This is a genomic window from Nakamurella lactea DSM 19367, assembly GCF_000426645.1.
In the GTDB taxonomy this organism is placed as follows: domain Bacteria; phylum Actinomycetota; class Actinomycetes; order Mycobacteriales; family Nakamurellaceae; genus Nakamurella; species Nakamurella lactea.
Genome location: NZ_AUFT01000006.1, coordinates 86,977 through 104,238 on the forward strand (window position 1 = coordinate 86,977; position 17,262 = coordinate 104,238).

At 71.4% G+C, this 17,262-nt stretch carries 17 protein-coding genes and 1 pseudogene; 4 read left to right on the forward strand and 14 right to left on the reverse strand.

Annotation, left to right across the window (positions count from 1 at the left end; translation table 11 throughout):
• Positions 1-343 precede the first annotated feature (343 nt).
• Together K340_RS37460 and K340_RS35715 are read left to right on the forward strand one after the other, a co-directional pair.
• A pseudogene (locus K340_RS37460) lies at positions 344-1,126 on the forward strand (DUF222 domain-containing protein); the annotation flags it as partial.
• A gap of 220 nt (positions 1,127-1,346) precedes the next feature.
• Positions 1,347-1,709: an HNH endonuclease gene (locus K340_RS35715; protein WP_154674104.1), complete on the forward strand. Its 363-nt coding sequence runs from the start codon at positions 1,347-1,349 to the stop codon at positions 1,707-1,709.
• Positions 1,710-1,720: 11 nt separating this feature from the next.
• On the opposite strand, the gene K340_RS36550 is transcribed toward K340_RS35715, so the two are convergent.
• Complete coding sequence (locus tag K340_RS36550) at positions 1,721-3,316, reverse strand: hypothetical protein (RefSeq protein WP_029136057.1); 1,596 nt, start codon at positions 3,314-3,316, stop codon at positions 1,721-1,723.
• Positions 3,317-3,352: 36 nt separating this feature from the next.
• Here K340_RS36550 and K340_RS0106085 point away from each other — a divergent pair, with 36 nt between their 5' ends.
• Positions 3,353-3,619 (forward strand): DUF4031 domain-containing protein, encoded by a 267-nt coding sequence (locus K340_RS0106085; protein ID WP_029136058.1) that lies wholly within the window; start codon positions 3,353-3,355, stop codon positions 3,617-3,619.
• Here the strand turns inward: K340_RS0106085 and nagA are convergent.
• From nagA to K340_RS0106120, 7 genes are all read right to left on the reverse strand, one after another.
• A complete protein-coding gene (gene nagA / locus K340_RS0106090; RefSeq protein ID WP_029136059.1) occupies positions 3,616-4,812 on the reverse strand; it encodes an N-acetylglucosamine-6-phosphate deacetylase in 1,197 nt (398 codons plus the stop codon). The genes K340_RS0106085 and nagA overlap by 4 nt on opposite strands.
• Complete coding sequence (locus K340_RS0106095; RefSeq protein ID WP_211229291.1) at positions 4,809-5,762, reverse strand: ROK family protein; 954 nt, start codon at positions 5,760-5,762, stop codon at positions 4,809-4,811. The genes nagA and K340_RS0106095 overlap by 4 nt, the downstream gene beginning before the upstream one ends.
• A 14-nt stretch (positions 5,763-5,776) precedes the next feature.
• Complete coding sequence (locus tag K340_RS0106100) at positions 5,777-6,907, reverse strand: GuaB3 family IMP dehydrogenase-related protein (RefSeq protein ID WP_029136061.1); 1,131 nt, start codon at positions 6,905-6,907, stop codon at positions 5,777-5,779.
• A gap of 10 nt (positions 6,908-6,917) precedes the next feature.
• On the reverse strand, positions 6,918-8,561 hold the full coding sequence (gene guaB, locus K340_RS0106105) for an IMP dehydrogenase (protein WP_084614106.1): 1,644 nt from the start codon (positions 8,559-8,561) through the stop codon (positions 6,918-6,920).
• Between the two features lie 85 nt (positions 8,562-8,646).
• Positions 8,647-10,080, reverse strand: coding sequence for a hypothetical protein (locus K340_RS0106110; RefSeq protein WP_029136063.1), 1,434 nt, complete (start codon positions 10,078-10,080; stop codon positions 8,647-8,649).
• Positions 10,077-10,706: an RNA polymerase sigma factor ShbA gene (shbA, locus tag K340_RS27870; protein WP_051265256.1), complete on the reverse strand. Its 630-nt coding sequence runs from the start codon at positions 10,704-10,706 to the stop codon at positions 10,077-10,079. Before shbA ends, K340_RS0106110 begins: the two co-directional genes overlap by 4 nt.
• Positions 10,707-10,738: 32 nt before the next feature.
• Entirely contained in the window at positions 10,739-11,338 is a 600-nt protein-coding gene (locus tag K340_RS0106120) for a response regulator transcription factor (RefSeq protein WP_029136064.1), read from the reverse strand.
• Between the two features lie 403 nt (positions 11,339-11,741).
• Between K340_RS0106120 and K340_RS0106125 the strand changes: the two genes are divergently transcribed.
• Complete coding sequence (locus K340_RS0106125) at positions 11,742-12,029, forward strand: WhiB family transcriptional regulator (protein WP_029136065.1); 288 nt, start codon at positions 11,742-11,744, stop codon at positions 12,027-12,029.
• Positions 12,030-12,079: 50 nt separating this feature from the next.
• Here K340_RS0106125 and groL read toward each other — a convergent pair whose 3' ends face one another.
• From groL to tsaB, 6 genes are all read right to left on the reverse strand, one after another.
• A complete protein-coding gene (groL, locus tag K340_RS0106130; RefSeq protein ID WP_029136066.1) occupies positions 12,080-13,696 on the reverse strand; it encodes a chaperonin GroEL in 1,617 nt (538 codons plus the stop codon).
• Positions 13,697-13,857: 161 nt separating this feature from the next.
• On the reverse strand, positions 13,858-14,157 hold the full coding sequence (gene groES / locus K340_RS0106135) for a co-chaperone GroES (protein ID WP_029136067.1): 300 nt from the start codon (positions 14,155-14,157) through the stop codon (positions 13,858-13,860).
• 221 nt (positions 14,158-14,378) lie between these two features.
• Entirely contained in the window at positions 14,379-14,819 is a 441-nt protein-coding gene (locus tag K340_RS0106140; protein ID WP_029136068.1) for a DUF4259 domain-containing protein, read from the reverse strand.
• Positions 14,820-14,907: 88 nt separating this feature from the next.
• On the reverse strand, positions 14,908-16,029 hold the full coding sequence (gene tsaD / locus K340_RS0106145) for a tRNA (adenosine(37)-N6)-threonylcarbamoyltransferase complex transferase subunit TsaD (protein ID WP_029136069.1): 1,122 nt from the start codon (positions 16,027-16,029) through the stop codon (positions 14,908-14,910).
• Positions 16,026-16,511, reverse strand: coding sequence for a ribosomal protein S18-alanine N-acetyltransferase (rimI, locus tag K340_RS0106150; protein ID WP_051265258.1), 486 nt, complete (start codon positions 16,509-16,511; stop codon positions 16,026-16,028). The genes tsaD and rimI overlap by 4 nt, the downstream gene beginning before the upstream one ends.
• Positions 16,508-17,224, reverse strand: a complete 717-nt coding sequence (tsaB, locus tag K340_RS0106155) for a tRNA (adenosine(37)-N6)-threonylcarbamoyltransferase complex dimerization subunit type 1 TsaB (protein ID WP_029136071.1) — start codon at positions 17,222-17,224, stop codon at positions 16,508-16,510. Before tsaB ends, rimI begins: the two co-directional genes overlap by 4 nt.
• Between the last annotated feature and the right edge of the window lie 38 nt (positions 17,225-17,262).

Consider the following 17,262-nt stretch of genomic DNA (forward strand, 5'->3'; position numbering starts at 1 on the left):
CCGGTGCGTCGATCCCCGGCCGCGGCAACTCGCTCGATCCCGAGGTCGTCCGTGCAGTTTGACGGCGCGGATGAATTCATCACAATCGACGAATACCTGCGCGGAACCCACCGTCCGTGAACCGGTTTCGCCGTTCACCGTGAGCAGAAGTAGTCGCTTGAAGAGTGCAGGTGAAAGATATAAAATCGAACGTATGATGGAGGACGGCGGGAGTCGCGATACGGATTCTGGCAGGGCGGCGACGTTGGCCGCGCTGGCGCCGTCGTGGGCGCCGGTCCGGTTGACGTTCGGTCCGGGGTTCGAGGACGAGGTGCGGCGGCTGCTGCGGCCGCTGGGCGATGGGATGGTCCGATCGGTGCGGGCGTTCACCGATGTCCTGGCCACCTCGGCGCCGCCCAGGGATGCCGCGGCGCGGGTGGATCGGATCGCCGCGTTGGAGCAGGCCCGAGCGGTGCTGGCGGCGGCGCAGCTGGCGGAGGAGGTCGCGTTCGCCGAACAGCAACGCGCCGAACAGTCCGCATCCGGTGTTCCGGCGTCGAAGTTGGGCCGCGGCATCGCCGAGCAGATCGGGTTCGCCCGTCGGATCTCCCCGGTCGCCGCGTCCCGGCACGTCGGCCTGGCGGTCACCCTGCGGGACCGGCTCCCCGAAGCGTTCAAACAGCTGTGGGCGGGTGCGGTGTCCGAGGACCAGTGCGCGATCCTGGCGAACCGCACCTCGCACCTCACGGACACCGACGCGATCCTCGTCGACGCCGGGATCAGCCCGCGGATGTCGGGCTGGAACAAGGCGCAGACCGAGCAGGCCGCCGACGCCGCCGCGTACGCGATTGACCCGCACGGCCTGATCGCTCGGCGCACTGCCGCGGAGAAGGACCGCCGGGTCTGGGTGAGGCCGGGTAAGGACGGGATGGCGAACCTCGGGGCGTCGCTGCCGCTGGCGCAGGGTGTGCGGGTGTACGCGACCCTGCTGAAGAGGGCGAAAGCGATCCGCGGGGTCGGCGGCGAGACCCGCACCCTGAACCAGATCATGGCCGACCTGCTGGTCTGTGCGGTCACCGGCGAACGCGACCCGCATCTGGTGCCCGTCGTGATCAACCTGACCGTCACCCCGGAGACGGTATTCAACGGCGGTGACGAACCGGCGATCCTGGAAGGTCTCGGCCCGATCCCGGCCGAACACGCCAGAGCCATCATCGCCGGCCAACCACCCGAAACAAAAAACCAGCGGACCACCCGCCGCGTCCGCCGGCCAGCACCCGCCCGGCGAATGCACCTGCGAAACCCCCAGCCCCGACTTCGATGTCACCGCCCGCGAATTCCGCCGCGCCAAGGTGTGGCTGCAACGGGTGCTGGTCGACCCGGTCACCGGGGTCGCGACCAACATGGACTCCCGGAAACGCGAGTTCGACGGCATCCTGCGCCGGTTCATCACCCTGCGGGACCGGGTCTGTCGACACCCCTACTGCGCCGCCGCGATCCGGCACGCCGACCACATCACCCCCTACCGCGACGGCGGCGACACCAGCATCGACAACGGCCAAGGACTCTGCGAATCCGGGAACTACGCCAAAGACATCCCCGGCTGGCACACCCAACGCGGCGACCGACCCGGCGAAACCATCGTCACCACCCCCACCCCCACCGGCCACCGATACGCCACCCTGCCACCCCACCAAACCGGCATGCCCGGAACCAGTACCAAGATCTGACCTCGGAGCGATTACCCGTAGCTCCGGCGTACCCAGTCCGCCCAACTGCTCTGCAGACTCTTCGCCGATCCCCCCGTTGCATCCGCCGCGCAGGCGAACGCTTCCCGGCCCGTGTAGCCGCACTCGGCGATCTTCAGAGCCGTTGCCACGCTGTACTTCTCGCCGAGGTAGACGAAGACCGACGCGGCGATCACATACCAGAAGTTCAATTCGTCCGCGCTGCCGTCCCGCATCTGCGCCGCGGTCGGCGGGGCTCCGGTGAACAGCTTCTCCAGCCGGGCCGGCGTCATCACCAGCCGATAAGTTCCCAGATCTGCCACGGGTGCGCCCGTGGCCACCTGCGCTGCGCTGGAGCCGAAGTACAGCTCGGTCACATACTGCGCCACCCCTTCCGCGAGCGCTGGATCGTTGGTCAGGTGCTGACGATCCAGCGGCAGGGCGAAGAACCGGTAGTGGGTCAGTTCGTGCACCAGCACACTCGGCAGCAGACCCGAGGCCATCGGGCCCACCGCCAGCCGCGAACTTCCCACTTCCCGGTCGACCGGCCGGTCGTCGCCGAAGGCGATCGTCAGATCCCGCACATAGGCCAGCGCGATGCCGGTGACGTCGGAGAGCTTGTCCGTCGTTGCCCGGAACCACTTCTGAATCTCGGTGGCCCGGTCGGTCGCGAAGATCACCGCACCGCTCAGCGGGGTCAACGCGACCTTCGAACCGACGAACAGCCGCCGCTGGAAGTCGATCGCGGTGTCGGCGGCCTGGGCGACCTGCTCGGCGTAGCCGACGGCCGCCGGGGTGCTGAGCACCACCACCCTGGAACCCTTGGTCGCGACCAGCGCGCACGAACAGTCCCAGGGGGCCGGCCGGACCGCGTGCCACCTGGTGATCTTCAGCGATCCGTCGCGTTGCCAGCTCACCCGCACCTGGTACTGGGACGTACCGATCACCGGTGTGCCGTCGGCGTCCGCGCCGTCGGAGGGATGGTGCGCGCCGGCCATCAGGTAGTCGATGTCGGCGATCCCGGCATCGTTCGGCGCCACCCGCAGGCCCTGATCCTGGTAGGTCGCCACCGACCCGGCGTCGAAGCCGATGACGTCCATGTTGTCCCACCACCGGGCCGCGACGGTGACCGCCGGGGACGAGAAGTGGCTCAGGAAAGCAGCTCTGTCGTGGTCGTTCAGCGCGGCGGTCATCGACCGCAGCAGCGGCTGCACGTCGAGCACGGCGGGCATCGGAGCCGGCGCCGGCGTCGCCGGGGTCGGCCGGATCGCGGTGCTCACCGTCCGGCCGGACGTCTCGGGCGTCGTCCGCGGGGTCGGTGTGGTCCGCGCCGTCGGTGCTGTCGGGTCCGTCAGCTCGGTCGGGGTCGTCGGCTCGGTCGGGGTCGTCGGCTCGGTCGGGGTCGTCGGCTCGGTCGGGGTCGTCGGCTCGGTCGGGGTGGTCGGGGCGCTGAGCTCGGTGGGCGTGGTCCGAGCGCCAGGGGTGGCCAGCGCCGGTCGGCCGGTTGCGGCGACCGGCTCACCGGTGACGACGGCCGAGCAGCCGGCCACCAGCAGGGCGCCGGTCAGCAGCAGCCCGGCCAGGCCCCGGCGCCACCGCGTCACCCGCACCTGTTCACCGTAGGCCAGTGCCCCTACTCTGGCGGCATGTCCATACTGATCGATCCACCGCGCTGGCCGGCCCACGGCAAGGTCTGGTCACACCTGGTCAGCGATGTCAGCCTGGATGAACTGCACGCCTTCGCCGCCGCCGCCGGCATCCCGGAGCGCGGGTTCGATCGCGATCACTACGACGTGCCGCAGGACCGCTACGACTCGCTGGTGGGTCGTGGCGCCCTGCCGGTCGACTCCCGGGAACTGCTGGCCAGGCTGACGGCTGCCGGGCTGCGGGTGCGCAAGGCCCGGGTCAGTTAGCGCGCCGGCGGCTCCGGCCGACGCTCGTCGGCCCACTTGCCGCCGACCATCACCGCCTCGACCGACCAGTCCGGATCGGCCACCACCAGATCGGCGATCCGGCCCTGTGCGATGCTGCCGTGGTCCCGCTCGACCCCGAGCAGCCGGGCCGGCACCAGGGAGGCGGCGGCCACCGCCTCGACCACCGGCAGCCCGACGTCCTGCACCGCCCGACGTACCGCCACGTCCATGGTCAGCGTCGAACCGGCGATCGACCCCGGGACCGCGGGATCGTCGGTCACCAGCCGCGCGCCTCCATCGGACACCCGGACGTCGAATCCCGCCAGCGAGTAGTCGCCGTCGGCAGCGCCGGCCGCGGCCATCGCGTCCGTCACCAGCGCCACCCGGCCGGGCGCGATCGACCGGAGCAGCCGCACCGTCGCCGGATGCAGGTGCACGCCGTCGTTGATCGCCTCCAGCACCACCCCGGCGTCCATCGCGGCGCCGATGATCGCCGGGTCCCGGTGGTGCAGCGGCCGCATCCCGTTGAACGCGTGCGTCACCAGATCGGCGCCGGCCTCGAACGCGGCCAGCGCGGTCGGGTAGTCGGCGTCGGAGTGCCCGACCGCGGCATGCACCCCGGAGCTGACGCAGAACCGCACCGCGGTGAGCCCGCCGTCGAGCTCCGGGGCCAGTGTCAGCACCCGGACCTGACCGTCGCCCGCGACCAACAACTGTTCCAGCGCAGCGGGTTCGGGTGCCCGCAACAATGCGGGGTCGTGCACACCCCGACGCAGCTCGGACAGGAACGGGCCCTCCAGGTGCAGTCCGAGCACGTGCGGATCGCCGGCGGCGTAGGCCGCGGCCGCCGACACCCGGGAGACCAGCTCCGGGATCGAGGCAGTGACCAGCGAGACCAGCGAGCGGGTGGTGCCGTGCCGACGGTGGGCGGCCAGCCCGGCGGCGATGTCGGCGGCGCCGGCATCGAACGTCGCGCCGGCCGCCCCATGCACATGCAGGTCGATGAAGCCGGGCAGCAGCCACCGGCCGGCCAGCTCGATATTCGTTGCACCGTCGGCGAACTCAGCCGGAACCTGCCGCTCGCCGACCCCGACGATCCGGTCACCGGCGAGCGCGACCCAGCCGGGCGCGAACACCGCATCGGCCGTCACCACCATGGCATCGGTGAACACGGTCCGGGTCGGCTCCGTCACGGCTTGTCCTTTCGAAGCTGCTGCCAGGCGAGCAGGGCGGCGCCCGCCAGGCCGGCCCGGTCCCCGAGTTCGGTGACCGCGATCGGCGGAGCGGTGCGGAACGTCAACCGCTGCGCCAGCGCCCCGGCCAACGGGCCGGTCAACGCCTCCCCGGCCAGCGACAGCCCACCGCCGATGACGATCACCCCGGGGTCCTGCAGCACCGTCACCGCGGCCAGCGCGTCGGCCAGCGCGTCGATCGCGTCGGCCCAGACCTGACCGGCGGCCTCGTCACCGGACTGCAGCAGCTCAACGACATCCCGGGCCGATGCCTGCACGCCGGTGAGTTCGCTGTAGGCCCTGCCGATCCGGGAGGCCGAGGCGATCGACTCCAGGCAGCCGTGGTTGCCGCACCCGCACAACGGCCCGCCGGGCCGCACCACCAGGTGCCCGACCTCACCGGCCTGCCCGGTCGCCCCGTTGTCCACCCGACCGCCCTCGACCAGGCCGCCGGCGATGCCGGTGCCGATGGCCACGAAGTACACCGAGTCGGTGCCGGTACCGGCGCCGAGGACGGCCTCGGCCAGCGCCCCCAGCCGGACGTCGTGGCCGAGCACCACCGGGATCCCGAGCCGGTCGGACAACAGGCGCACGAACGGGACATCGCGCCAGCCGAGGTTGGCCGCGTACCTGGCAATTCCGGCGGCGCTGTCCACCACACCGGGGACGCCGAGGCCGAGCGCCCGGACATTGTCGGTGTCGACCAGATCCTGCGCGAAGGCGACGATCCGGTCGACCGCTGCCTGCGGGCCCCCTTCGGCGCCCGTCGGCCGGCGCGACTCGCGCACCACGGTGCCGTCCTCGGCGATCAGCCCGGCCTTGATCGACGTACCACCGACATCCAGTGCCGCCACCAGATCGGTCCGGATTCGCGGCTCCCCCGGGATCGCCGGCACCCCGATGGCGTCCACCTCCGGTCGGGCGTTCAGTGCGCCACCGACAGGCCGACCTTCTGGAACTCCTTCAGGTCGCTGTAGCCGGTCTTGGCCATCGCCCGCCGCAGCGCGCCGAACAGGTTGGTCCGGCCGTCCGCCCCGATCGCCGGCCCGTTCAGCAGCCGCTCGATCGGGACATCGGCCGACCCGGTGGGCAGCGGGTAGCCGCGGGGCAGCGCCGGATGCGCCGCCGATGGCGGCCAGAACCAGCCGGCCGCCGGCGCGGAATCTGCCTCGGACAACGGTTCTCCGAGCATTACCGCATCGGCGCCACAGGCGATTGCCTTCGCGACGTCGGCACTGGTCGCGATGTCGCCGGCGGCGATCACGTGGACGTAGCGGCCGCCGGTCTCGTCCAGGTACGAACGGCGGGCAGCCGCGGCGTCGGCGATCGCGGTGGCCATCGCCACCTCGATCCCCAGCACCTCGTCGGTGGTCGAGGTCATCCCGGCGCCGGTACCGACGATCACGCCGGCCGCGCCGGTGCGCATCAGGTGGGTCGCCGTCTGGTAGTTGGTGCACCCGCCGACGATCACCGGCACGTCCAGATCGGCGATGAAGCTCTTCAGGTTCAACGCTTCGCCGCTGCCCTGCACGTGCTCGGCCGAGACGATCGTCCCCTGAATCACCAGTAGCTCGACGCCGGCCGAGATCACCTGCTGGGCAAGCGATCCGGCATTCTGCGGGGACAACCGCACGGCGACCGTGCCGCCGCCGTCGCGCAGGGTGTGCACCGCCTCGGTGAGCAGGTCGACCGACACCGGCGCGGAATACGCCTGCTGGACCGCGGCCACCACCTGCTCGGTGGACTCTGCGGTCTCGGCGAGCTCGATCAGCTCCTGGATCACCCGCCGCGGCTCGGCGTGCCTGGCCCACAGTCCCTCGCCGTCGATCACCCCGAGACCGCCGAGCCGGCCGACCGCGACCGCGGTGTCCGGGTCGACTACCGCGTCGGAAGGTTGGGTGAGCAACGGGATCTCGAACCGGTAGGCGTCGATCTGCCAGGCCGTCGAAATATCGGCGGAGGACCGGGTCCGCCGGGTCGGCACGATGCCGATGTCGTCGAGGGTGTAACTGCGCCGGGCCGTCCGGCCCATGCCGATCTCCACGCTGTCACTCACAAAAGGTTCCCTAGCGGTCGAAGTAGTTGGGGGCTTCGGCGGTGATGGTGATGTCGTGCGGATGCGATTCCTTGAGACCGGCCGAGGTGATCCGGACCAGCTTCGCGTCCTGCAGCCGAGAAATGGTGTGCGACCCGGTGTATCCCATCGCCGCCCGCAGTCCACCGATCAGCTGATGGGTGACGTCGGCCAGTTTGCCGCGGTAGGGCACCCGTCCCTCGATACCCTCCGGCACCAGCTTGTCGTCGGACAACACGTCGTCCTGCCCGTACCGACCGCGGGAGACTCCGCCGCCGCGGGCGGCATCCCGGCTCGCCATCGCGCCCAGCGAGCCCATCCCCCGGTAGGTCTTGTACTGCTTGCCCTGGACGAAGATCGTCTCCCCCGGCGACTCCTCGACCCCGGCCAGCAGCGAACCGAGCATCACCGTGTCGGCGCCCACCGCGATGGCCTTGGCGATGTCTCCGGAGAACTGCAGCCCGCCGTCACCGATCACCGGAATCCCGGCCGGTCGGCAGGCCTTGACGGCCTCGTGGATCGCCGTCACCTGCGGCACCCCGATCCCGGTGACCACCCGGGTGGTGCAGATCGAACCGGGGCCGACGCCGACCTTGACGGCGTCGACGCCCGCGTCCACCAACGCCTGGGCGCCGGCCCTGGTGGCCACGTTCCCGCCGATGATGTCCACCCGATTCCCGACGTCCGCCTGCAGTCGGGCCACCTGGTCGGCGACCGCGTTGGAATGCCCGTGGGCGGTATCGACCACCAGCACGTCGACGCCGGCATCCACCAGACCCATCGCCCTGGCGTAGGCCGGCTCGCCGACGCTGACCGCCGCCGCCACCAGCAGCCGGCCGTTGCCGTCCTTGGTCGCGTTCGGGTACTGCTCGGTCTTGACGAAGTCCTTGACCGTGATCAGCCCGCGGAGCCTGCCGTCCGCGTCGACCAGCGGCAGCTTCTCGATCTTGTGCTTGCGGAGCAGGCCGAGCGCCGCCTCGCCGGACACCCCGACCGGGGCGGTGACCAGCGGCATCGGGGTCATCACCTCACGCACCGGTCGGGACAGGTCGGTCTCGAAACGCATGTCCCGGTTGGTGATGATGCCGACCAGCCGCCCGTCGGCGTCGGTGACCGGCACCCCGGAGATCCGGAACCGGGCACACAGGGCGTCGGCGTCGGCGATGGTGGCGTTCGGCGGACAGGTGATCGGGTCCGTGACCATGCCCGCCTCGGACCGCTTGACCAGCTCGATCTGCGCGGCCTGCTCCTCCGGCGGCATGTTGTAGTGCAGCACCCCGATGCCGCCCTGGCGGGCCATCGCGATGGCCATCCGCGCCTCGGTGACGGTATCCATCGCGCTGGACACCAGCGGGATCCGCAGCGTCACGTTCCGGGTCAGCCGGGTGGATGTGTCGGCCTCACTGGGCACCAGGTCCGAGGCGTCAGGCAGCAGCAGCACGTCGTCGTAGGTGAGGCCGATCAGCGAGAACTTGTCATCGGACACCACCGCTGCCGGGTCCGAATGCGGCTGCGCCGGTCGCTCGCCGGCCGCCGGGTCGGCCGGAATACCGGCGGCCGATCGGCTGGCTGCCGGTTCGGTGTCTGAAAACGTCTCTGAACGCCAGCTGTCGAGGTGCTCGGCGGAACGGGTCATCGGCTGCCTTCCGTGAAGCCATTGCGGTACCACCATCCTAGAGACCGTGGCCGCCGCGGCCGGACACCGCCGTCGGCCGCCCGGCTCAGACCGCGACGGTTCCGGACGACGTGACGACGACGGTGGGGGTCACGGCCTCACCCGACCCGGGCTCGGCCGGCTCGGTCGATACCGAAAGCGCCGCGCCGGTCGGTGAGGTGAGAGCGATCTCCGATCCGATCGCGGGTGCGAGCAGCGGCTGCTCGCCCGCTCCGGCGCCACTCCCCGGGTCGTCGACGCTCGGCACCATCGCGGTCTGCGCCGGTGACGACGCCGACAAGCTGGACGACGGGGCTGACGGCACGGACGAGGCGGCGTCCGACGCCGACTTGCCGTCGTCGGAAGCAGCCACGCTCGTGGTGTCGGTCACGGATGAGCCGCCGGCGGATTCCGATGCCGAGGTCGACGGCGACGTTGCGGCAGAGGTCGGATCCGGCTGGTCCGTCGGGGCGTCGCTGGACGGTCCGACCGGGCCGGCCTGCTGGTGGTCCGAGTCCGCCGGTCGCGAGGTGTGCTGGGACCCGGATTGCGACGTCGGGACGGTGGACTGCCGACTCGACGGCGGGGCGGTGGTCTGCGCGGCCGGCGGTCGATGGGGCGCAGGAGCCGCAGCACCTGCCGACGACCGGTGCGCGGGTATCCGGTCGTGGTCCCCGGTCGCCGTCGATCGATCCGCCTGGCCACCCGGCGCTGCCGCCCGACTGGCCGGTGCGGTCGCCGACGACCCGGCAACGTCGTTGCCGTCATCCGCGTTGCCGTTGTTCGCGTTGCCGTTCGCGCCGCCGGCGGCCCGGCCGGCGCCATCATCGTCTGGGGCGGCATGCGCCGACGGTGCCGCCGGTCCGTCCGGAACGTCGTCGTCGGTGGGTCCGGCCGCTTCCGAAGGCTTCTCCGGCGGCGCGGCGACGGTCTGCCGCATCGTCGCGGTCAGTGATTCCAGGTCGGCCGCGACCTCGTTCCGGCCGTCGTTCAGGGCGATCATCGGCACCGCGGCGGCCGCTCGGGCCAGCGCCATCCTGGCCGCGGCCAGATCGCCGATCGCGAGCGCCGACCTGGCGTCGACCAGCGCCCGGGTGGCGCTCTGCTGGGCCAGCACCGAGTCGGCGCGGTCGCCCCAGAGCACCTGGGTGACCGGCCACAGCAGGTCGCCGGGGTGCGCCGCGCGCGCGCCGATCGCGGTGGTGCCGCCCAGCAGCAGCACGATGGAGGCGGCGATGCCGGTCACCGCGTGCCAGGACCGGCCGGCCCGGCGGCCGCCGTCGTCGGGGCGCAGATGGAAACGGCGGCCGCGCGTCATCGCCCGGAGCTCGCGGTCGGTCGGGATCGGCGGCAGGTCCAGCAGCAGCTGGTCGCGCCACCGGCGCAGCGCTCCCTCCACCGGGGTGTCCGACCGGCCGTTGCCGGTCGCCAGCCGGTCCAGCAGGTAGTCGTCGAACACCACGGCGTGTACGTCGGGCAGTCGCTCGGTCGCTCGGGTCATCCGATGACCTCCGCCCAGCCGCCCTGATCCACCGGTGCCTCGCCCGCTTCGGTGAGCAGCGACCGCAACCGGCCGAGTGCCCGATGCTGGGCCACCCGGACCGCGCCGGCGGACATCTCCAACGCGGCCGCGGTCTGCTCGGCAGACAGGCCGACCACCACCCGCAGCCGAAGGATCTCCTGCTGCTGCGGCGGCAGGGTCGCCACCATCTGGCCGATCCTGGCCGCGGTGGCGCTGCGCATAGCCTGCTGTTCCGGCGAGTCCGCGGAGTCGGCGGCGTCCGGGATCTCGGGAACCGGGATGCTGAGCACCTTGGCCGATGCCCGGTGCACGTCGGCGACCTTGTGCGCCGCGATGCCGTAGACGAAACCGAGGAACGGGGTGCTGCCGCGGCGGTAGCCGGGCAGTGCGGAGACCACCGCCAGGCACACTTCCTGCGCCACGTCGTCGGCGCCGGCCACTGCCCGCAGGCCGGCGGCGACCCGCGCCCGGCAGTACTTGACGACCAGCGGGTGGACGGTGGCGATCAGCTGATCGAGCGCGTCCCGGTCACCGGCCAGCGCCGACTCGACCAGATCGTCGACGGCGTCGGACCCGGCGGCCGGCGCCTGCCACGCTGCGACCATCTCGACCCGCCCTCGTCCGACGAACGGTCCGCTCAGGCAACCAGCCCGCGGCGGAATCCGACAGCGACCGCTTGCGCGCGGTCCCGTGCGCCGAGCTTACGGAACAAACGGCGCGCGTGGGTCTTCACGGTGTCCTCGGACAGGAACAATTCCCGGCCGATCTCGGCGTTGGACTGGCCCTGGCTCATCCCCCGCAACACCTGCAGCTCCCGCTCGGTGAGCGGAATGTCGTTCTCCACGCCTTCGTTGCGCTGCGAACCGAACCGCGGATCGGCCAGCGCGTCGGCCAGCGCCGCGACGATTTCCGGCCGGCCGGCGTCCCAGCGCAGGAATCCCCTGGCACCGCAGGCGATCGCCGCGGCGATCGACGCCGTGTCGTCCGGCGACCCGAACACGATCACCACCGCGCCGGGGTGCAGCGCCATCAGCCGGCGGGTCGCCTCGATCCCGCTGGTCAGCGCCCGTTGGGTGCCGATCAGCACGATGTCCGCGGATTCCCGGCCGTACCGGTTCAGCAGCTCATCGCCGGAGGCGACGCAGTCGACATTGTCGACCGCCGCGACCGCCGTCATCACCCTGGTCAACCCGTCCCGGGCCGTGCGCCGTTCGTCGCAGATCAGCACGCTCGTCATCCCAGTACCCCTCCAGCCGCCCGCACTCAATAGGCTTGCTGACATCGGAGCCGAAAGGGCTCCGACGCGCCCCTACTGGGTGCAGGTTTACCACACAGTAGCTACTTTGGCCTATCCCACCCGTGACACTACCGGGGAAATCCGGTGCTCGAATGGGGTATCAGGTCTACGGAGCGCATAACGTCTGCCCATGGTCAATAGACCCGATGGGGTCTAGTTGTGATTTGTTCACCGGCAGGGTGTTGTCCACCGCAGGAAACCGGCCTAGTTTCAAGATCGACTAGCACACGCCGCACCGAGTCGGGTCGGAGCGCGGCGGCGAGAACGCCACAGCTGTCACGGCCGATCGCCGCTCACCCTTCACCGGACTTCGACGGTTTACGCCGGAAGAAGGGGACAGGACGTGGCTGACACCAGACGCCTCCCGGGTCCGAATGCGGACCTGTGGGACTGGCAACTGTTCGGCGCCTGCCGGGGCATGGCGAGTTCGTATTTCTTCCACCCGGAGGGTGAGCGCGGCCCGGCAAGGGCCCGTCGTGAGACCAAGGCGAAAGCGATCTGCCTCGAGTGCCCGGTGCTGGCGCAATGCCGGGCCCATGCGCTCGCGGTACACGAGCCGTACGGGATCTGGGGCGGGCTCTCCGAGGGCGAGCGCGCCGGCATCCTCAACACAGCGCCGCCGCGTCGCTGACCCAACGCGGCGGGAGCGGACCCCGAGGGGCCCGCTCCCGGTTCAGCTGGTCAGTGCGAGTGCCCGGCGTGACCCGCCCGCTCGTCCTTGTCCTGCGGCACCTCGGTGACGGTGCCCTCGGTGGTCAGCACCATCGCGGCGATCGAGGCCGCGTTGGCCACTGCCGACCTGGTCACCTTGACCGGGTCGATGATCCCGGCGGCCAACAGGTCGGTGAACTCGCCGGTGTTGGCGTCGTAGCCGTGTCCGAGCGGCTGTTCGGCGATCTTGTTGACCACCACCGAGCCCTCCTCACCGGCGTTGGTGGCGATCCAGTAGGCCGGTGCCAGCAGCGCCTTACGCACCGCCGCGACGCCGATCGCGGCATCGCCGGTCAACCCGAGACCGTCCGCCAGTTCGGCGGCAGCATGCACCAGTGACGACCCGCCGCCGGCGATGATGCCTTCGGCGACCGCAGCCTTGGTGGCCGCGACCGCATCCTCGACCCGGTGCTTGCGCTCCTTGACCTCGGTCTCGGTGGCGGCGCCGACCTTGATCACGGCGACCCCGCCGCCGAGCTTGGCCAGCCGCTCCTGCAGCTTCTCCCGATCCCAGTCCGAGTCGGTGGTCTCGATCTCGCCGCGGATCTGTGCAGCCCGCTCGTCGACGGCGGACTGCTCTCCCCCACCGTCGACGACGGTGGTGGTGTCCTTGTCGATCACCACTCGCCGGGCGCTGCCCAGCACGTCGAGCCCGACCTCGGACAGCTTGAGACCGACCTCGGCGGACACCACCTCGCCACCGGTGACGATCGCCAGGTCCTGCATGAAGGCCTTGCGCCGGTCACCGAAGAAGGGCGCCTTGACCGCGGCCACCTTCAGCGTCTTGCGCAGCGCGTTGACGGTGAGCGTCGACAGCGCCTCACCGTCGACGTCCTCGGCGATGATCAGCAGCGGCGCGTTGGCGTCCAGCACCTTCTCCAGCACCGGGAGCAGGTCGGCCAGCGCCGACACTTTCTCCCGGACCAGCAGAATCTTGGCATTCTCCAGAACCGCCTGGCCGGCCTCGGCGTCGGTGATGAAGTGGGGCGAGATGAAGCCCTTGTCGAACTGCATGCCGTCGGTGAACTCGAGTTCGATCGAGGTGCCGTTGGACTCCTCGACGGTGATCACCCCGTCGCCGCCGACCTTGTCGATCGCCTCGCCGAGCAGTGCGCCGATGGTCTCGTCGCGGGAGGCGATGCTGCCGACCTGGGCGATCCGGTCGCGGTTGCCCGCCACCTCGATCGCCTGCTCGGCCAGCACGGCAGCGACCTTCTCGGCCGCCGCAGCGATACCGGTCCGCAACGCCATCGGATCGGCGCCGGCGGTCACGTTCCGCAGGCCTTCGGCGATGATCGCCCTGGCCAGCACGGTTGCGGTGGTGGTGCCGTCGCCGGCCACATCGTTGGTCTTGGTGGCGGCCGTCTTCACCAGCTGCGCCCCGAGGTTCTCGACCGGATCCTCCAGGTCGATCTCGCGGGCGATGGTGACGCCGTCGTTGGTGACGGTCGGGCCGCCGAACTTCTTGTCCAGCACCACGTTCCGGCCGCGTGGGCCGAGGGTGACCCGCACCGCGTCGGTGAGGGTGTCGACGCCGCGCAGGATCCCGGCCCTGGCTGCGGTGTCGAAGCTGATCTGCTTCGCCATATCGGTGGTTGTCCTTCAGTTGTGAGCAGGCTTTGGTGGCCGGCTGCTGGTGAGCAGTCCGGTGGAGCAGGGCACAGACGCCTCACGCCCCGGCGGCCGGTTTCCGGTCGCCGGGGCGTGAGGATGGCGTCAGCCGAACGAACCGGCCTGGCCCTGGTGGATCACTTGGTGATCTTGGCCAGCACGTCACGGGCCGACAGGATCAGATACTCCTGGCCGCTGTACTTGACCTCGGTGCCGCCGTACTTCGAATAGATGACGACGTCGCCTTCTGCGACGTCCACCGGGACGCGCTGGCCGTTGTCGTCGACGCGACCGGGTCCGACGGCCAGGACGGTGCCCTCCTGGGGCTTCTCCTTGGCGGTGTCGGGGATGACCAGACCGGACGCGGTCGTGGTCTCGGCCTCATTGGCCTGGACGAGGATCTTGTCCTCGAGCGGCTGGATGTTCACGCTCGCCACTTGCTTGACCTCCCCCTTCTGGGGTTTCAGTGTCTTCGATGGGTGGGAATGAATGCTGCACGAGTGCCGCACCGAGTGACTCAGTCGGACCACCGTCGTCGCGGGTGCCGGCCATCCGTCATTGCCACTCGATTGGCACTCTACCCGCGCGAGTGCCAGCGCATCAACCACCCCCGGAGAACCGCTTGGCAGTCGGTACCGGCGCCGGGCCCGATGCCCGGTCAGGCGTCCGCGAGCAGCTCGGCGAGACGTTCGAGGTCGGCCCTGGTCCGCGGCCAGTCGGCCTCGGTCGACCGCTGGGCGAGCCAGGAATTCGCCGCCGGCAGCAACGCCCTGGTGAGCACACCGCGGGCCGCGGTCCGGCGGGCCGGCGTCAGCTCGGTGTCCAGCTGCGCCAGCTGTCGGCGCAGCGCATCGACGTCCGGGGCGCCGTCCAGCACCGCAGGATCTTCCTCGCTCACCAGGACCGCCACCGTCACCAGAGCGCTCTCGGCCTCGGTGGCGTCCAGGTCGTCGCCGGCCTCCAGTACTGCCCGCAGTGCCTCGGTGATCATCGAACCGGCGGTCGCCCGATCCGCGGACACCAGCTTCTCGGTGAAGGCCATGGCCGCCGCGCCGCCGAACAGCCCTGGGCCACCTCGGTCGGCCGCTTTCTCCGTCATCGTTGCCTGCTCCTGCCTGTTGCTCGCGGTCGGCTGCGTCGGTCGGTCTCCAGGATGCCCGGTCGGGCCCGGGCGCGCACCGGCGCCCTCAGACCGCGACCGTACCGACCGGCAGACCCGGGTTTGCGGACAACGACTCCGCTGACGGCGCCGCCCCGGCCAGCGCGGCGTGCGCGCCGACAGCCGCGATCATCGCCCCGTTGTCCGTGCACAGACCTGGTGACGGCACCCGCAGGCGCAGCCCGGCGGCGTCGCAGCGCTGCCGGGCCAGCGCCCGCAGCCGGCCGTTGGCCGCCACCCCACCGGCGATCACCACGGTGTCGATGCCGTTGGCCATGGCCGCCGCCACCATCTTGCCGGTGAGCACGTCGGCCACCGCCTCCTGGAAGGACGCGCAGATGTCCTCGACCGGCACCTCTGCGCCGCCGGCCCGCAGCGTCTCCACATGCCGGGCGACCGCCGTCTTCAGCCCGGAGAAGGAGAAGTCGTAGGGCCGGTCGCGGGGCCCGGTGAGCCCGCGCGGGAACCGGACGGCGGCCGGATCTCCTTGGGCGGCAAGGCGATCGATCACCGGGCCGCCCGGATACCCCAGCCCGAGCAGCCGGGCGACCTTGTCGTAGGCCTCGCCGGCGGCATCGTCGACGGTGCTGCCCAGCTCGACGATGTCCCGGCCGAGGTCGGTGATCTTCAGCAGCTGGGTGTGACCGCCGGAGACCAACAGCGCCAGCGTCGGTGAGGGCAGCGGTCCGTGCTCGAGAGTGTCCGCGGCGACGTGCCCGGCGAGGTGGTTGACGCCGAACAGCGGAACGCCCCAGGCGGCCGCGTACGCCTTCGCGGCGGCCACCCCGACCAGCAGGGCGCCGGCCAGGCCCGGGCCGCAGGTCACCGCGATGGCGTCCACGTCCCGCTGCCGGATGCCCGCCTTGTCGAAGGCGGCGTGCACCGTCGGCAGCAATTCCTCCAGGTGCGCCCTTGAAGCGATCTCCGGCACCACGCCGCCGAACCGGGCGTGCTGTTCGGAGGACGAGGCGAGCTGGTGACCGAGCAGTTCGAGCCGGTGACTGCCGGCCGCCGCAGGCCCGCCGTCAGACCCGTCGATCCCGTCGACCCGGTCGACCGGTTCGCCGATCCTGACCAGCCCTGCACCGGTCTCGTCACAGGACGATTCGAGACCGAAGACGATCGCCCCCTCGCCGAGCCGGGTGTTCATCGGGCCGGCCGGTGCATGGTGTAGGCATCGGCGCCGCTGGGCCGGTAGTAGTTGCGGCGCAACCCGATCCGGACGAATCCGACGCTCTCGTACAGCCGGATCGCCGGCTCGTTGTCGGTCCGCACCTCCAGCAGCACCCGGCGGTCCCCGGCCTGCCGGAGCAGATCGGCGAGCAGCGCCCGGCCAAGGCCGCGGCCCTGGCTGTCCGGATGCACGCCGATGGTCTGCACCTCGGCCTCGTCCGGTTGGCCGGCGAGCCCGGCGTAGCCGTCGATCGGGGCGGCCGGGTCGCCGCCCAGGTGGTGCACAACGTAGTGGTGCCCGGCGGCAAGCTCGGACCAGAACATCTCGGCGGACCACGGCGAATCACCGGGGAACAGCCGCCGCTCGAGCTCGACCAACTGCGGGATCTGCCACCAGCGCAACGGCGGCAACTGGGCCGACCCCGGCACGCCCGTCGTGGGGCCGGCCGGCGCGCTCATCGCAGCACCGACTTCGGGCCGGCCGACACGGTGACGTCCGGTCGGCGCAGATAGAGCGGGGTCAGCGGGCCGGGGACGGCGCCGGTCACCAGCTCCGGTCCGGCGACCCTGGCCAGTCCGAACGCGGTCGAGCCGAGCGACAGCACGGGCAGTTCACCACCGGCCAGCGGGGCACCTGGTCCGGCGACGGCGACCGGCGCGGCCGGCAGGCCGGCGATCAGCCCCGGCAGCGCGGCCGGGGCAACGACCCGCGGCCCGTCGATCCGCCGGCCGGCGGCGTCATAGGCGCTGACGTACACCTCGCGACGCCGGGCATCGGTGACCACCAGGGTCGGACCCGGCAGCGCCCCGACCGAGCGGATCAGGGCGTCGTGGCTGCAGACGCCGTACACCGGGCGGTCGAGCCCGTCGCCGAGTGCCTCCGCGGTGGCGATGCCGACCCGCAGGCCGGTGAACGGGCCCGGCCCGAGACCGACCACCACCGCATCCAGCTCGGTCAATGACGTGCCGGCCGCGGCCACGGCGGCCGTGGCCAGCGGCATCAGGTGTTCGGCGTGGCCGAAGGCGTCGTCGACACTCCGTTCGGCCAGCAGGCTGACCGGGTCCGTCGCCGGGCCGCCGGCAGCGGCGTCGATCAACTCGTTCGGCAGCAGCACGCGGACCACCCCCGCGGTGACCGCGGGGGTGGCGGTGTCCAGGGCTAGGACCAGCATCGGCAGCAGATTGTCATGTCGCGTCCAGTCTACGAAAG

Excerpts from the sequence above, each read along its gene's own strand:
- K340_RS0106085 (WP_029136058.1), top strand. The coding sequence starts at position 3,353 with ATGTCCATACTGATCGATCCACCGCGCTGGCCGGCCCACGGCAAGGTC.
- guaB (WP_084614106.1), bottom strand. The coding sequence starts at position 8,561 with ATGACCCGTTCCGCCGAGCACCTCGACAGCTGGCGTTCAGAGACGTTT.
- K340_RS0106110 (WP_029136063.1), bottom strand. The coding sequence starts at position 10,080 with ATGACCCGAGCGACCGAGCGACTGCCCGACGTACACGCCGTGGTGTTC.
- shbA (WP_051265256.1), bottom strand. The coding sequence starts at position 10,706 with ATGGTCGCAGCGTGGCAGGCGCCGGCCGCCGGGTCCGACGCCGTCGAC.
- K340_RS0106120 (WP_029136064.1), bottom strand. The coding sequence starts at position 11,338 with ATGACGAGCGTGCTGATCTGCGACGAACGGCGCACGGCCCGGGACGGG.
- groL (WP_029136066.1), bottom strand. The coding sequence starts at position 13,696 with ATGGCGAAGCAGATCAGCTTCGACACCGCAGCCAGGGCCGGGATCCTG.
- K340_RS0106140 (WP_029136068.1), bottom strand. The coding sequence starts at position 14,819 with ATGACGGAGAAAGCGGCCGACCGAGGTGGCCCAGGGCTGTTCGGCGGC.
- tsaD (WP_029136069.1), bottom strand. The coding sequence starts at position 16,029 with ATGAACACCCGGCTCGGCGAGGGGGCGATCGTCTTCGGTCTCGAATCG.
- rimI (WP_051265258.1), bottom strand. The coding sequence starts at position 16,511 with ATGAGCGCGCCGGCCGGCCCCACGACGGGCGTGCCGGGGTCGGCCCAG.
- tsaB (WP_029136071.1), bottom strand. The coding sequence starts at position 17,224 with ATGCTGGTCCTAGCCCTGGACACCGCCACCCCCGCGGTCACCGCGGGG.